9 protein-coding genes and 1 pseudogene are annotated in these 16,999 nt (G+C 39.3%); 9 read left to right on the top strand and 1 reads right to left on the bottom strand.

Features of this window, described 5'->3' with window-relative positions:
* Nucleotides 1-58: 58 nt before the first annotated feature.
* The 8 genes from QV04_RS00005 (at nucleotide 59) to QV04_RS00040 (ending at nucleotide 13,580) form a co-directional block, all read left to right on the top strand.
* Nucleotides 59-1,159, top strand: a complete 1,101-nt coding sequence (locus tag QV04_RS00005; protein WP_039085896.1) for an ABC transporter ATP-binding protein — start codon at nucleotides 59-61, stop codon at nucleotides 1,157-1,159.
* A 27-nt stretch (nucleotides 1,160-1,186) separates the two neighbouring features.
* A complete protein-coding gene (locus QV04_RS00010; RefSeq protein WP_065230909.1) occupies nucleotides 1,187-2,536 on the top strand; it encodes an ABC transporter substrate-binding protein in 1,350 nt (449 codons plus the stop codon).
* 73 nt (nucleotides 2,537-2,609) lie between these two features.
* Nucleotides 2,610-3,488: a carbohydrate ABC transporter permease gene (locus tag QV04_RS00015; protein WP_065230910.1), complete on the top strand. Its 879-nt coding sequence runs from the start codon at nucleotides 2,610-2,612 to the stop codon at nucleotides 3,486-3,488.
* 1 nt (nucleotide 3,489) lies between these two features.
* The gene (locus QV04_RS00020) at nucleotides 3,490-4,323 is read left to right on the top strand and encodes a carbohydrate ABC transporter permease (RefSeq protein WP_013745353.1); all 834 of its coding nucleotides are present in this window, start codon (nucleotides 3,490-3,492) and stop codon (nucleotides 4,321-4,323) included.
* Between the two features lie 30 nt (nucleotides 4,324-4,353).
* Nucleotides 4,354-5,460 (top strand): Gfo/Idh/MocA family protein, encoded by a 1,107-nt coding sequence (locus QV04_RS00025; protein WP_039133205.1) that lies wholly within the window; start codon nucleotides 4,354-4,356, stop codon nucleotides 5,458-5,460.
* Between the two features lie 378 nt (nucleotides 5,461-5,838).
* The gene (gene gltB, locus QV04_RS00030; RefSeq protein WP_065230911.1) at nucleotides 5,839-10,305 is read left to right on the top strand and encodes a glutamate synthase large subunit; all 4,467 of its coding nucleotides are present in this window, start codon (nucleotides 5,839-5,841) and stop codon (nucleotides 10,303-10,305) included.
* 58 nt (nucleotides 10,306-10,363) lie between these two features.
* The gene (locus tag QV04_RS00035; RefSeq protein ID WP_065230912.1) at nucleotides 10,364-11,791 is read left to right on the top strand and encodes an FAD-dependent oxidoreductase; all 1,428 of its coding nucleotides are present in this window, start codon (nucleotides 10,364-10,366) and stop codon (nucleotides 11,789-11,791) included.
* Nucleotides 11,792-12,119: 328 nt separating this feature from the next.
* The gene (locus QV04_RS00040; protein ID WP_065233087.1) at nucleotides 12,120-13,580 is read left to right on the top strand and encodes a catalase; all 1,461 of its coding nucleotides are present in this window, start codon (nucleotides 12,120-12,122) and stop codon (nucleotides 13,578-13,580) included.
* 59 nt (nucleotides 13,581-13,639) lie between these two features.
* On the opposite strand, the pseudogene acs reads toward QV04_RS00040, so the two are convergent.
* Nucleotides 13,640-15,604: pseudogene (gene acs / locus QV04_RS00045) on the bottom strand (acetate--CoA ligase).
* Nucleotides 15,605-16,058: 454 nt separating this feature from the next.
* Between acs and prpB the strand changes: the two are divergent.
* Nucleotides 16,059-16,946 (top strand): methylisocitrate lyase, encoded by an 888-nt coding sequence (gene prpB / locus QV04_RS00050; protein WP_039173702.1) that lies wholly within the window; start codon nucleotides 16,059-16,061, stop codon nucleotides 16,944-16,946.
* The last annotated feature ends 53 nt before the right edge of the window (nucleotides 16,947-16,999 follow it).

The raw sequence follows: 16,999 nt of genomic DNA on the forward strand, positions 1-16,999 counted from the left end.
GCTTATTTTTAACTTTTTGTCAGTTAAATATTAAGTTGAATACGAAGAAGGAAACGTTATGGCAACACTTTCTTTATCACATATTTATAAACGTTATCGTAATGGTTTTGAAGCTGTGAAAGATTTTAATCTTGAAGTGGCAGATAAAGAATTCATTGCGTTAGTTGGGCCTTCAGGTTGTGGTAAATCAACAACATTAAGAATGATCGCCGGTTTGGAGGATATTTCCGAAGGAGATTTTTCCATTGATGATCGTCGTGTGAATGATGTTGAGCCGAAAGATCGCGACATCGCAATGGTGTTTCAATCTTATGCACTTTATCCTCATATGACTGTTTACGAAAATATGGCGTTTGCTTTGAAATTACGAAACGTTGATAAAGCGGAAATTGACCGCAAAGTGCGTGAAGCAGCAACTATTTTAGGTTTAGATGAGTTGCTGGATCGTAAACCGAAAGCTTTATCTGGAGGGCAGCGACAACGTGTTGCTTTAGGCAGAACTATAGTGCGTTCACCGAAGGTCTTTTTGATGGACGAACCACTTTCAAATTTAGATGCCAAGTTGCGCAGTAATATGCGTGCAGAAATTATCCGGATTCATAAAAAACTGAATGCGACCACGATTTATGTGACTCACGATCAAACCGAAGCAATGACAATGGCAGATCGCATTGTTGTGATGAGTGCAGGGATTGTACAACAAATCGGTACGCCGAAAGAAATTTATGATAAACCGGCTAATTTGTTTGTTGCCGGATTTATTGGGGCGCCCACAATGAACTTTTTAAAAGGATGGTTAGAGAATCACTCTTTTGTGACGGCGGATCATCATCAGTTAGCTATTCCCGATGAAATCTGGCAGCAACTAGTGGCACTAGGTCAAGAGGGTAAAGAGGTCGTTTTAGGTATTCGTCCCGAGAATGTTTCTAATGAGCCGTTATTACTTGGTTCTTATCAGAATGCGAGAGTATCAGCACCGGTATATGTCGCAGAGTTGTTAGGTGCAGAATATATTGTTCATACCAGTTTGGGTAATCAATCGATAAAAGCGATCGTCCATTCTCGGCAAAAAATTGAAATGGAGCAGCAAATCACGCTTGCGTTTGATATGAAGCGAGCTCATTTCTTTGATCCAACCACAGAGCAAGCCTTGTTGTAATCGCTCTTAATATATATGAGGTGAGTTATGAAATTCAAAAAATTATTAACTGTTGCAGCATCTGTGGTGTTCGCCACATTAGTGCTAAATGGCTGTAAAGATGAAAAATCACAAACTACGAATACAAATGTGAGTACAGAACCATCGGAGTTAGCTGGTGATATTACGATGTGGCACTCTTTTACTCAGGGACCACGTTTGGAAATTATCCAACAGGCAGCGAATGACTTTATGCAAAAGAATCCGAAGGTCAAAATTAAAATTGAAACCTTTTCTTGGAATGATTTTTATACCAAATGGACAACAGGATTAGCTTCAGGAAATGTGCCGGATTTGAGTACAGCATTACCGAATCAAGTTGTTGAGATGATTAATGTTGAAGCATTATCTCCAATTAATGATTTGATTGATGATTTAGGTCGAGATAGATTTTCTACGGCTGCAATCAATGAGGGGACTGTAGGAGAGAATAATTACTCTCTTCCTCTATATTCTCACGCACAAGTGATGTGGATTAGGAAAGATTTATTGGAGAAAAATGGATTATCCGTGCCGAAAACGTGGGATGAGTTGTATCAGGCAGCTAAGGCATTAACTAAAGATGGGGTATATGGTCTATCTGTGCCAATGGGGACGAATGATTTTATCGCAACTCGCTTTTTGAATTTATATGTGAAAAGCCGTGGCGGTAGTTTGCTTACTAAAGATCTAAAAGTGGACCTCACCAGTGAAATTCCACAAGATGGTATTAAATACTGGGTGAAAATGTATAAAGAAACTTCACCGAAAGATTCTATTAACTACAATGTATTACAACAGGCGACCTTGTATTATCAAGGAAAAACTGCGTTTGATTTTAACTCTGGTTTCCAGATTGGCGGTGTTCAAGCGAATACACCACAGTTATTAGATTTTGTTGATGCTTACCCAGTACCAAAAATGGATGTGAATGATCCTGATTATGGCTTGGAAACAGCAAATATTCCTTTAGTGGTTTGGAAACATTCAAAACATCCTGAAATTAGTAAAGCCTTTATTAAAACGCTTTATGATAAGGATCGTTATATTAAATTTCTTGCTTCAGTTCCGGTAGGAATGTTACCGGCTCTTAAAGATATTGCGAATGAGCCAGCTTATAGAGATAACCCAATGGTGAAAAAATTCTCTCATGCAGAAAAAGTGATTTCAGATGCAGTACAAACCGGCACTGCAATAGGGTATGAATATGGGCCAACCGTACAAGGCGGTTTATTAACGAATCAGCACATTATTGAAGCAATGTTCCAAGATATTGTAGTGAACGGCACAGATCCGATGGTAGCTGCTAAAAAAGCAGAAGATCAGCTAAATACTTTATTTGAAACGGTTGCTCAATAAATTCTAGGGCGGTCATTGCCGCCCATTATCCTCAAAGTAGATACAGATTCTCAGTAACTGAGAAGGGGGTTTTATGTATCAAAAAAACTATACAAGGTGGATTTTTGTCCTGCCTGCGATGATAGTGGTATCGGTATTATTCGTCTATCCATTCTTATCAAGCATTTTTTACAGCTTTACCAATAAGAATTTGATTATGCCGAACTGGAAGTTTGTTGGATTTGATAATTATATAGCGGTAATTAACGATCCTAGTTTTTGGTTAGCATTTTTTAATTCAATCTTATGGACAGTATTTTCTTTGGTTGGACAAGTATTAGTAGGATTTGCGCTAGCAATGGCATTACATCGTATTCGTCATTTGCAATGGTTATACAAAATATTATTAATTATTCCGTGGGCATTTCCAACTATTGTTATTGCCTTTTCTTGGCAATGGATTTTAAACGGTGTATACGGCTATTTGCCGAATATGATTGTGAAACTCGGATTAATGGATATTGCACCGCACTTTCTTTCTGATAGTACTTGGGCTTTTGTCAGCTTGGTGTTTATTAACGTTTGGTTTGGCGCACCACTGATTATGGTGAACGTTTTATCCGCCTTGCAAACCGTACCACAAGAACAATATGAGGCTGCCAAAATTGATGGTGCAAATGCGTGGCAAGTGTTCCGTCACATTACACTTCCACATATCAAAGTGGTGATTGGATTATTAGTGGTGTTACGCACGGTTTGGGTGTTTAACAACTTTGACATTATCTATCTCATCACGGGTGGTGGGCCAGCTAACTCAACAATGACATTACCAATCTATGCCTACAATATGGGCTGGGGAACCAAAATGCTTGGTCGTTCTTCTGCGGTAACGGTGCTGCTATTTATCTTCCTATTACTTATTTGCTTTATCTATTTCAAAGTGATTAGCCGTTGGGAAAAAGAGGGGGAATAAAATGAAAACGAAAAAATCTATTTTAGGTGATATTGTTGCACATCTGTTTTTATTAATTGCTACAGTAGTTGCAGTATTTCCTTTAGTCTGGATTATCATTTCTTCTATCAAAGGTAAAGGTGAATTAACCAGTGAACCCACCCGTTTTTGGCCAAAGGTGTTTACCTTGGACTATTTTGAACACGTGATTAACGACTTACATTTTATCGTTAATATTCAAAATAGTTTGGTTATTGCCTTAATTACAACATTAATTGCTATCATCATTTCAGCAATGGCGGCTTATGGCATTGTTCGATTTTTCCCGAAATTGGGGGCAGTAATGTCGAAATTATTGGTTACTACCTATATTTTTCCACCAATTCTATTGGCAATTCCTTATTCCATCGCAATGGCGAAAGTTGGACTAACCAATACAATGACAGGTCTTATTGTGGTCTATCTCTCATTTAGTGTGCCTTATGCGGTCTGGTTGTTGGTTGGATTTTTCCGAACCGTTCCTATCGAAATTGAAGAAGCTGCGCGGATTGATGGTGCAAATAAATTTACCGTGTTTTTCAAAATTGTATTGCCATTAGTTGCGCCCGGCATTGTAGCAACGGCAATTTATACCTTTATTAATGCGTGGAATGAGTTCTTATATGCTCTTATTTTAGTAAACGATACGAGCAAAATGACAGTAGCGGTAGCATTACGTTCATTAAATGGTGCAGAGATTTTAGATTGGGGCGATATGATGGCGGCTTCTGTCTTGGTTGTGTTGCCGTCCGTGCTGTTCTTCACCTTTATCCAGAACAAAATTGCAGGTGGGCTTTCTGAAGGCTCAGTGAAATAAACTTATATCTATTCTTTTAGGAGAAATAAAATGACAAATTATGCTGTGATTGGTGTCGGCTATTTTGGTGCAGATTTAGCCAGAATTATGAATGAAAATGATGATGCAAAAGTGGTGGTTGTTTATGATCCAGAAAATGGTAAAGCAGTCGCTAAAGAATTAGGTTGTGAAGCAGCCGATTCGTTAGAGGATGCAGTATCTCGTGCGGATGTGGATTGTGTGATTGTGGCAACACCGAATTACTTACATAAAGAACCCGTATTACTTGCAGCAAAATATAAAAAACACGTTTTTTGTGAAAAGCCGATTGCACTAAGTTATCAAGACTGCGATGAAATGGTCAGAGCCTGCGAGGAGAACGGCGTAGTCTTTATGGCAGGGCATATTATGAATTTCTTTAATGGCGTGCATCACGCTAAAGAGTTGATTAACCAAGGTGTGATCGGGAAAGTACTTTATTGCCATACTGCACGTAATGGTTGGGAGGATGTTCAGCCTTCTATTTCTTGGAAAAAAATGAGAGAAAAATCAGGCGGACATTTATATCACCATATTCACGAATTGGATTGTGTTCAATTTTTAATGGGGGGAATGCCGAAAACGGTTACGATGACAGCAGGAAATGTCGCTCATCAAGGAGAACAATTTGGTGATGAAGATGATATGTTATTCCTCAATCTTGAGTTTGATGATGGTAGATTTGCTGTATTGGAATGGGGATCAGCTTTCCGCTGGGGAGAACATTATGTGCTGATTCAAGGGGAAAAAGGTGCGATTAAATTGGATATGTTCCATTGTGGTGGCACTTTACGTGTGGACGGCAAAGATAGCCATTTTTTGATTCACGAAAGCCAAGAAGAAGATGATGATCGTACCAGAATTTATACCAGTACAGAAATGGACGGTGCAATTCAATATGGGCATCCTGGCAAACGTACACCGCTTTGGCTTAATTCCGTAATGCGTAAAGAAATGAAATACTTAAATGACATTATGCACGGTATGAAACCAAGTAAAGAATTTGAAAAATTGCTTACTGGAGAGGCAGCAAGAGCGGCGATTGCCACCGCAGACGCTTGTACTAGATCCAGATATGAAAATCGAAAAGTGGAATTAAGTGAAATTCTGCATTCATAATCAGTAAATTTCATTGCGTTAATCAAATAGCCAACAATACCTCTGAGTTGTTGGCTATTTTTTTATAATTTGATTTCAGATTGATAGATCTATGAATACTTGGCATTAACACCATTTTCGGTAAAAGAGATTGTCTCAAGAAGATACTGAAGGGAAATTTTAATATTCAAACATCAAAGTATTTGAGAATAGTTATCATCTAATTAAAATGGAATTTATTAACTAAACCATAAATAAAATGCTTAAAAATAAGATAAAGATTAATAAAAGAAGAAAGATGATAAAATTTATCAAAAAAATTTTGCCACTGTTGATATTTTTTGGTATGTTCAAAATCCTCTTACAATAATAAAACAAACACAACATTAAGGAATCCATATGCTTTATAACAAAGATGAAGTTCGTGAGAACTGTGGCTTTGGCTTAATTGCTCATCTTGAAGGTGAGCAAAGTCATAAAGTTGTGCGTACAGCGATTTTAGGTTTATCCAGAATGCAGCATCGTGGTGCGGTATTGTCTGATGGTAAAACTGGTGATGGCTGTGGCTTACATTTGCAAATGCCAAAACGTTTTTTTCATTTTATTGCTGAAGAACAGGGATTTAAATTAAATAAAAATTTTGGTGTTGGACAGATCTTTTTCCCGACAGATCCGCAGTTGATCGAGCAATATCAAGCAATTATCAAAGAAGAATTAACTAAAGAAACGCTGACAATTACCGCTTGGCGTGATGTTGCCATTAATCCTGCCGTATTGGGATCTATTGCGGCGGCAAGTTTACCGGCAATTAAGCAGGTTTTTGTTAATGTGCCTGCCGGTTGGGGAATTAAGGATATGGAACGTCGCTTATTTATGGCGCGTCGTCGTATCGAAAACCGCATTGATCATCCTGATTTTTATATCTGTAGTTTTTCAAGCCAAATTATCATTTATAAAGGCTTATGTATTCCGAAAGATTTGCCGAAGTTCTATCTTGATTTGGCTGATTTACGTATGGAAAGCGGGATTTGCTTATTCCATCAACGTTTTTCAACCAATACTTTACCAAAATGGAAATTGGCGCAGCCATTCCGTTATTTAGCACACAATGGTGAAATCAACACCATTTCCGGTAACCGTGCGTGGGCAAGAGCACGTGCTTATAAATATCACACTCCACTTATTCCTGATTTACAGACTATTACACCTTTTGTGAATGAAACCGGATCAGACTCCAGTTCTTTAGACAATATGCTGGAATTGTTTGTGAACGGAGGTATGGACTTATTCCGTGCAATGCGTTTGCTTATTCCACCTGCGTGGCAACATAATCCGGATATGGATGATGATTTGAGAGCATTCTATGACTTTAATTCTATGCATATGGAGCCTTGGGATGGACCGGCAGGAATTGTATTGAGCGATGGGCGTCACGTTGCTTGTAATCTTGATCGTAACGGTTTGCGTCCGGCACGTTATGTAATAACGCAGGATAAATTAATTACGATCGCCAGTGAGGTGGGGATTTGGGACTATGCGCCAGATGAAGTGATTGAGAAAGGGCGTATTGGACCGGGAGAACTGTTGGTAATAGATACAGAACACGGTAAATTAATTCATTCTCAAGAGATTGATAAAGAGTTGAAAGAACGCCATCCATATCGTGAATGGTTGGAGCGTAATGTTCACCGTTTAGTACCGTTTGAAGAGATGCCTGATGAGAAGATTGGCAAGGCGGAATTTTCGCCACAACAGCTCCTCACCTATCAAAAACAATTCGCTTATAACAAAGAAGAATTAGAAAGTTTATTACGTGTACTGGGAGAAAATGGTCAAGAAGCAGTTGGTTCAATGGGAGATGACACACCATTTGCTGTGTTATCTACTCATCCACGAGTAATTTATGACTATTTCCGTCAGTATTTTGCACAGGTTACCAATCCACCTATAGATCCGCTTCGTGAAGCACACGTGATGAGTCTTAATACCAGTATTGGTCAGGAGATGAGTGTTTTCTTTGAAACGGAAGGGATGTCTCATCGTGTAAATTTTAAATCACCGGTATTACTTTATTCTGATATGCAGCAATTGCTCGCTTTATCACAGGAATATTACAAACACGAAATTTTGGATGCAACTTATGAGCCTAAATCGGTTGGTTTAAAACAGGCGATAGAAGCGTTGGCAGACAGAGCCGAGCAGGCGGCTCGCAACGGTACTGTATTGCTGATTTTATCGGATCGTGGAATTTCTCCATCTAGAGTGCCAATTCCGGCAGCGTTGTCTGTTGGCGCAGTGCAACAACGCTTGGTTGAAAAAAATCTTCGTTGTGATTCCAATATTATTGTTGAAACCGGTTCTGCACGAAATCCTCATCATTTTGCGGTTTTATTAGGATTAGGAGCAACAGCGGTTTATCCGTATCTTGCATACGAAAGTTTAAGTGAAATGGTGGCAGGTGGTGCGATTACTAAACCACTACGCACTGTTTTGTTGAACTTTCGCAAAGGAATTGACAAAGGGCTTTATAAAATTATCTCCAAGATGGGGATTTCAACTATTTCATCTTATCGTTGTGCACATTTATTTGAAGCGGTTGGTTTTAATAAAGAGATTGTTGAATTATGTTTTAAACGGATTACTTGCCGTATTGAGGGTGCTTCTTTTGCTGATTTGGATCAGGATATGCAGTGTTTGCAACGTGATGCGTGGCGTGCAAGCCAAGCATTGCCGACAGGCGGTTTGTTAAAGTATAAACCTGACGGTGAATATCACGCTTATAATCCTGAGGTAGTGAACTATTTACAACAGGCAGTAAACAGTGGTGATTATCGAATTTATCAGAAATATGCTGATACCGTTAATTATCGCCCAGTGGCAACTATCCGTGATTTATTACAATTAAATATTGATGAAAGCAAGGCGATTGCGGTTGATAAAGTTGAGCCGGCAGAAAATCTATATAAACGTTTTGATACTGCAGCGATGAGTATTGGCGCATTAAGTCCTGAAGCTCACGAAGCTTTGGCGATAGCAATGAATCGTCTTGGTGGCTATTCCAATTCAGGTGAAGGCGGAGAAGATCCTCGTCGTTATGGCACAGAAAAAGTTTCCCGAATTAAACAGGTGGCATCCGGTCGATTTGGTGTAACACCAGCATACTTAATGAGTGCGGATGTGATTCAGATTAAAGTTGCTCAAGGCGCAAAACCGGGTGAAGGCGGTCAATTACCGGGCGACAAAGTAACGCCTTATATTGCTCAATTGCGTTATGCTGTGCCGGGATCAACATTGATCTCTCCACCGCCTCATCACGATATTTATTCAATCGAAGATTTAGCGCAATTAATCTTTGATTTGAAACAGATTAATCCTAAAGCCTTGATCTCTGTGAAATTAGTTTCTTTACCGGGAGTTGGCACCATCGCAACCGGTGTGGCTAAAGCTTATGCCGATTTAATTACAATTGCCGGTTATGATGGTGGTACGGGAGCAAGTCCGTTATCCAGTGTGAAATATGCCGGTTCTCCTTGGGAGCTGGGATTGGCAGAAGCTCAACAGGCATTAGTTGAAAATAATCTTCGTCATAAAGTTCGTTTGCAAGTTGATGGCGGATTGAAAACTGGTTTAGATGTGATTAAAGCGGCTATTTTGGGTGCGGAAAGTTTTGGTTTTGGTACTGGTCCGATGATTGCATTAGGTTGTCGTTATCTCAGAATTTGTCATTTAAATAACTGTGCAACCGGTATTGCAACTCAAGATGAAAAGTTGCGTAATGAGCATTATCACGGCTTGCCGGAAAAAGCGATGAATTACTTTAAATTTATTGCACAGGATGTGCGTGAATGGCTGGCAAAATTAGGTGTTGAAAAATTAACGGATTTGATTGGACGTACTGATTTATTAACGATTATTGAGGGGAAAACCACAAAACAGCGCGGTTTAGATTTACAGAAATTGTTGTATGCACCGCAAGTGCCAGCAGGCAGTGCAAGATATTGTACGCAAAGTAATCCACCTATGGATAAGGGATTACTGAATAAAGCAATTTTGAAAGAAGTTGGTGATGCGTTTGATTATAACGATGAACAGCATCTTGATTTGACCTTTGATGTTAATAATACAGATCGTTCTGTCGGTGCAACCTTATCCGGTATGATTGCGAATAAATATGGTAATAATGGTCATGCACGCAAGAAAGTGGATATTCGCTTAAACGGTACAGTTGGACAAAGTTTTGGAGTATGGTTAGCTGGCGGTGTGAGCTTATATTTGACTGGTGATGCCAATGACTATGTCGGTAAAGGTATGGCTGGAGGAAAAATTGTTATTCGTCCTCATACAGGAGTAAGTTTCAAAGCTGAATTATCGACAATTGCTGGTAATACTTGCCTTTATGGTGCGACAGGAGGAAGTTTATTTGCCTCCGGTCGTGTTGGTGAACGTTTTGCAGTGCGTAACTCTGGCGCAACTGCGGTGGTTGAAGGCATTGGGGATAATGGCTGTGAATATATGACTGGCGGAGTGGTTTGTGTGTTGGGTAAAACTGGTATTAATTTCGGTGCAGGTATGACGGGTGGTTTTGCCTATGTGCTTGATGTTGATGGTAAATTCCGTAGTCGTATTAATCCTGATTTAGTGGAGGGATTATCGATTGTCGAATTGCCTATCTATCAAGAGCATTTGCGTGGATTATTAGTGCATCATCACGATGAAACACATAGTCCGTTAGCAGAACGCATTTTGAATAATTGGAGTGATTTCGCTGATAAGTTTGTATTAGTGAAGCCAAAAGCAAATGATCTCAATGCGTTATTAGGGCATCAACGCCGCACCGTCAATGAGCTTGGTGTGGTAACACAGTAATTTTCCATCGTCCGGGAGAAATCCCGGTCGCTCTCAGACAAGTAAAAGGAAAAAAACAATGAGCCAGCAAGGAAATATTTATCAGTTTATTGATTTACCTAGGATTGACCCTCAGAAAAAATCGTTAGAACAACGTAAAACAAAATTTATTGAAATTTATCAAATTTTTGATGAATCACAGGCAAAAGCACAAGCTGATCGCTGTTTAGCCTGTGGTAATCCATATTGCCAACATCGTTGTCCGTTACATAATAATATTCCGGATTGGTTAAAGTTAACCTATGAAGGACGCATTATTGAAGCTGCAGAATTAGCACACGAAACTAATACATTACCTGAAGTATGTGGTCGAGTTTGTCCTCAGGATCGTTTGTGTGAGGGTTCCTGCACCTTAAATGCTGAATTTGGTGCGGTAACGATTGGTAATATTGAAAAATATATTACTGAAACTGCATTTGAAATGGGATGGCGACCTAAAGTCAACAATGTTGAAAAAAGCGGCAAACGTGTGGCGGTAATTGGCGCTGGTCCGGCAGGATTGGGTTGTGCAGAACAGCTGATTAGAAACGGTGTTGATGTTACCGTTTATGAGCGTCAGGCAGAGATCGGCGGTTTGCTTACTTACGGTATTCCAGCCTTTAAACTTGAAAAAGAGGTGATGAAACGCCGTCGTGAAATTTTCACGGAGATGGGCATTGAGTTTAAATTAGGCGTCAATATTGGTGAAGATATTCAGTTATCCGAGATTGTTGCGCAGTATGATGCCGTTTTCCTTGGCGTAGGAACTTATCAAGGAATGAAAGCCAATATTCCGAATGAAGATGCGGAAGGCGTTTATTCCGCCTTGCCTTTTTTAATTGCCAATACGCAGCAGTTATTAGGGCAAAATCCGGATAATTATGTTTCGATGGCAGGGAAACGTGTGGTAGTGCTGGGTGGTGGTGACACCGCAATGGACTGTGTTCGTACTTCTGTGCGTCAACAGGCGGCTGAAGTGACCTGTGTATATCGTCGAGATCAAGCCAATATGCCGGGAAGTCGTAAAGAGTTTGTGAATGCGAAAGAAGAGGGGGTGCAGTTCCAATTTAATGCTCAACCGGTGGCGATTGAAGCGGAACCTGTTGCCGTTCATACTGAAAACGGTCGTGTTACCGGCATTGAAGTGGTGGAAACAACAATGGGCGAACCGGATCAAAACGGTCGTCGTCGTGCGGAAATTGTTGAAGGCAGTGAGCATATTATCCCTTGCGATGCCGTTATTGTTGCTTTCGGTTTTGCGCCGCATCAGATGCCGTTTCTTGCGGATGTCGGTGTGACTACCGATGCTCGAGGTCGTATTGAAGCAAAAGGTGAATTTAAACAACAAACCGCCAATCTGAAAGTCTTTGCCGGTGGTGATGTCACTCGAGGTTCTGATTTGGTTGTTACCGCAATAGCGGAGGGCAGAGAGGCAGCCAAAGGCATTTTAGATTATTTCGGTATTTAAATAGCCTAATCGCACGGACAATATTATCTGCACTTCAAGTTTTCTTGAAGTGCAGATTTTTTTGTGCTTGAAAAATTATTCATTGTCAGTGGAGCTGTTAGCTACGTTTCAATCCATATCGCACCAGATCAAGCGTGTTATAGTTTCTATTATTTTAAAAGATTAAGTCTATTGATTTTTATGTTATTGATTTTTAAAACTAATTAATAATGTTTATTATTAACCTATTGATTTAATACAAGTATCCTTTTTGATAGTAAATATATAATGCTTCAGTCTCATTTTTATCGTGAAAATGAAGACATTACACTATCAGGGAGAACATATTATGAGTGAAAAATTTAAGGGAAAATGCCCGGTAACCCATCTCACAACCGATTTCGGTGCGCCGGTGGTGGATAACCAAAACAGTTTAACCGCAGGTCCTCGAGGTCCATTATTGGCACAGGATGTCTGGTTACAGGAAAAATTAGCTAATTTTGTTAGAGAAGTGATTCCAGAGCGCCGTATGCACGCTAAAGGCTCCGGTGCATTCGGTACTTTCACGGTAACACACGATATTACAAAATATACTCGCGCTAAAATTTTTAGTGAGATTGGTAAAAAAACAGAAATGTTTGCCCGTTTTACAACAGTGGCAGGCGAACGTGGAGCGGCGGATGCAGAACGTGATATTCGTGGTTTCGCCTTAAAATTTTACACTGAAGAAGGAAACTGGGATTTAGTCGGCAATAATACGCCGGTCTTTTTTATTCGTGATCCGCGTAAGTTTCCAGATTTAAATAAAGCCGTGAAACGTGATCCGCGAACAAATTTACGTTCAGCTACTTATAATTGGGATTTCTGGACATTGTTACCGGAAGCGCTTCATCAAATCACTATTGTTATGAGTGATCGTGGTATTCCAGCAAGTTATCGGCATATGAATGGTTTCGGATCACATACGTATAGTTTTATCAACGCAGAGAATGAGCGTTTTTGGGTAAAATTCCATTTTAAAACTCAACAAGGGATTAAAAATTTAACAGATGCAGAAGCGGAAGCTTTAATTGGTAAAGATCGTGAAAGCCACCAGCGTGATCTATATGAATCGATTGAGCGTGGTGATTTTCCAAAATGGACGATGTATGTCCAAATTATGCCGGAACAGGATGCAGAAAAAGTACCTTATCACCCATTTGATTTAACCAAAGTTTGGCCACATAAGGATTATCCTCTGATAGAAGTTGGTGAGTTTGAGTTAAACCGTAATCCGGAGAATTTTTTCTTAGATGTTGAGCAATCTGCATTTGCACCAAGTAATCTAGTTCCGGGAATTAGTGTTTCTCCTGATAGAATGTTGCAGGCACGTCTATTTAACTATGCAGATGCACAACGCTATCGTTTAGGTGTAAATTATCATCAAATTCCGGTGAACAGAGCACGTTGTCCGGTACATAGTAATCATCGTGATGGACAAGGTCGCGTGGACGGAAATTACGGCAGTTTGCCTCATTATGAGCCGAATAGTTTCGGTCAATGGCAACAACAGCCTCAATATAAAGAGCCGCCACTTAAAATTAACGGTGATGCAGATTTCTGGGATTATCGTGAAGATGATGATGATTATTTTAGCCAACCCCGTGCTTTGTTCCGTTTGATGACAGCAGAACAGAAGCAAGCGTTATTTGAAAATACCGCTCGAGCAATGGGCGATGCTCCTGATTTTATTAAGCAACGTCATATTGATAACTGTACGAAATGTGATCCTGAATATGGAGAAGGCGTAAGAAAAGCATTGGGCTTATAAATTTAATAAAAAATCGGGAAATATTTCCCGATTTTTTTGAGGGTTATGTTGTTTTTAGGTCATAGAATTTGACGTTGTAACTGACCGATAATTTGTGGGTTTTCCAAAGTTGAAACATCTTGTGTAATCATTTCATTTTTCGCAATAGAACGTAGTAGGCGACGCATAATTTTGCCGGATCGAGTTTTCGGCAAATTGTCGGCAAAACGAATATCTTCAGGTCGGGCAATTTTACCGATTTCTTGAGATACCCATAATTTCAACTCTTCTGCCACCTGTTTGGCTTCATCATCGTCAATGGTTGCCTGATTAAGCACCACAAATGCCACAATCGATTCACCTTTGATTTCATCCGGTTTACCAACCACTGCCGCTTCGGCTACTTTTTCATTTGCCACTAATGCAGATTCAATTTCCATTGTACCTAAACGGTGACCAGAAACGTTAATAACATCATCCGTTCTTCCTAAAATCCAGAAATAACCATCTTCATCACGATAGGCAGTATCGCCGGTTACATAATATTTACCTCCTAACTCTTCAGGGAAATAGGTTTTCTTATAACGTTCATCGTCATTCCAAATAGTACGAACCATACAAGGGAAAGGGCGTTTAATCACTAATAAGCCACCTTTACCTTTTTCAATTTTTTCACCTTGTTCATTGATAACGTCCGCCATAATACCCGGTTGAGGTAGAGCACAAGAACCCGGTTTTAATGGGTTAATACCAGGTAATGGTGATAACATAATTGTACCGGTTTCAGTTTGCCACCAAGTATCGACAATAGGGCATTTACCTTTTCCAATCACTTCGTGATACCACATCCAGGCAGACGGGTTAATCGGTTCACCTGCCGTACCAAGTAAACGCAATGAAGAGAGAGCATATTTTTTCGGAATTTGATCGCCGAAACGTGTTAACGAGCGAAGTAAAGTGGGTGAAGTATGGAAAACGGTTACTTTATGACGTTGAATAATACGCCAAATACGTCCTGCATCCGGATAACTTGGCACACCTTCATACAACACTTGGGTTGCACCGCTTGAAAGCGGGCCATAACAGACTAATGAGTGACCAGTAATCCAACCTACATCAGCGGTACACCAAAATACATCGTTAGGTTTATAATCCATCAAATTGCGGAAGTGATGAATAACCACTAATAAATAACCGGCAGTGCTATGAACAATGCCTTTTGGTTTACCGGTTGACCCTGAGGTATACAGAATAAATAATGGATCTTCTGCATCCATCCATTCAGGTTCGCAGAAATCAGGTTGATGCATTGTTAATTCGTGCCACCAAAAATCACGTTCTTCATTCCACGGAGTGTCAACATTTAAACGGTAATAAACAATGACTTTTTCAACAGATTTTCAGCCGATTTCCAATGATTCGTCAACAATCTCTTTTAATGGAATAATTCTACCGCCGCGTAAGCTACCATTAGCAGTAATCACCATTTTAGCCTGAGCATCTTCAATACGATCACGTAAAGCACTGGCGGAGAAACCACCGAATACGACAGAGTGAATTGCTCCGATTCTTGCACACGCTTGCATTGCAATCACCGCTTCAACGATCATCGGCATATAAATAATTACGCGATCACCTTTTTTGATACCTTGTTCACGTAAAGCGTTGGCAAAACGACAGACGCGATTGTGTAGCTGTTTATAGGTGTAAGTATTGACCTGACCAAAATCAGATTCAAACAAAATCGCAATTTTGTCGCCTTTATCCGGTAAATGGCGATCCAAACAGTTCCAAGAAACATTGAGTTTTCCATCAATAAACCATTTATAAAACGGCGCATTGCTGCCGTCAAACGGCGTTACAAACGGTTTTTTCCAACTGATGAGTTCTCGTGCCAGATCTGCCCAATAATTCACATAATCCTTATCGGCAAAATCCCATAATTGTTGGTATTTCTCGTCATCGCCAATATTTGCCTGTTGACGGAAGTCATTACTTGGCGGGAAAACACGAGTTTCTTTAAGAACAGAATCTATTTGCTGCATAATCATCTCCTTTATCGATGGTGGATAAAAAAAGCGATGCACTGCTGACGAATCGCCAAATATTTTTGCCTTTGTTTTTATTACGTTATATAAAAGTTAAAAAATGATCAAATAAAAGTTAATTAAATTTTGGTATATAGATCACATTTTTAAAAAATGTGATTAAAAAGAAATAAAAATAAATCTTTAAAAAAGGATATTAACGCTAAAGAGTTAATAAAAAAATATTGGTTTTATTGTTTTATCTTTATGAATTTATTGATTTTATTTTTATTAATAAACTAGGTTAATCAAATTTAATAGCAAATTTTAAACAAATTTAATAAATGTTAATTTTTATTTTTTATTAATTTTTTATTAAAAATATGTTTCAAACAAATAAATTAAAATGCTACATTCTTTGTGTATAGAAATTATACATACCCAAATTTAACTTTATTTTGAGGATATATGTATGAACAGTGCAGGTAAAAAATTTAGAGAAGTTTTAAAGCAAACATCACCATTACAAATTGTTGGAACTATTAACGCTTATCAGGCTTTGCAGGCAACGAGAGTGGGGCATAAAGCAATCTATTTATCAGGTGGTGGGATTGCCAATGCCTCTTATGGATTACCGGATTTGGGAATGACAATGATCGAAGATGTTTATGTTGATATCAGACGTATTACCGCAGTTTGTGATACACCGTTGATTGTCGATGCAGATACCGGTTGGGGGCACGCATTTAATGTTGCTAGAACAGTTAAAGAATTTATCAGAGCAGGAGCAGCCGGTTTACATATTGAGGATCAGGTTGCGGCGAAACGATGTGGCCATAGACCGAATAAAGAATTGGTTTCCACAGAAGAAATGTGTGATCGCATCAAAGCGGCAGTGGATGCAAAACAACAATTGGATCCGGACTTTTTTATTATAGCGAGAACAGATGCGCACGCTAGTGAAGGTCAGGAAGCAGCAATTTCTCGTGCTAAAGCTTATGTTGAGGCTGGAGCGGATGCGATTTTTGCGGAAGCAATTCATACGTTGGAAGAGTACAAACAGTTTGTTGAGGCGGTAAAGGTACCGGTTTTAGCCAATATTACCGAATTCGGTGCAACACCTTTATTTACAGTGGATGAGTTGGCTTCGGTTGGTGTGTCGATGGTGCTGTATCCATTATCTGCATTTCGAGCAATGAATAAAGCTGCATTACACGTTTATCAAGAATTGAAAGAGAAAGGAACACAAAAGGATGTGTTGGATACCATGCAAACAAGGATGGAATTATACGATATGTTGAATTATCACGCTTATGAGCAAAAAATGGACGAATTATTTTCCAAAGGCAAAGCCAAGTAGTTGAGAAGTAAGGCTTTCTATCTGAAATTCATCAAATGCTACTAAGGGGGCAA

It is taken from the genome of Gallibacterium genomosp. 1, assembly GCF_001678575.1.
Classification (GTDB): Bacteria; Pseudomonadota; Gammaproteobacteria; order Enterobacterales; family Pasteurellaceae; genus Gallibacterium.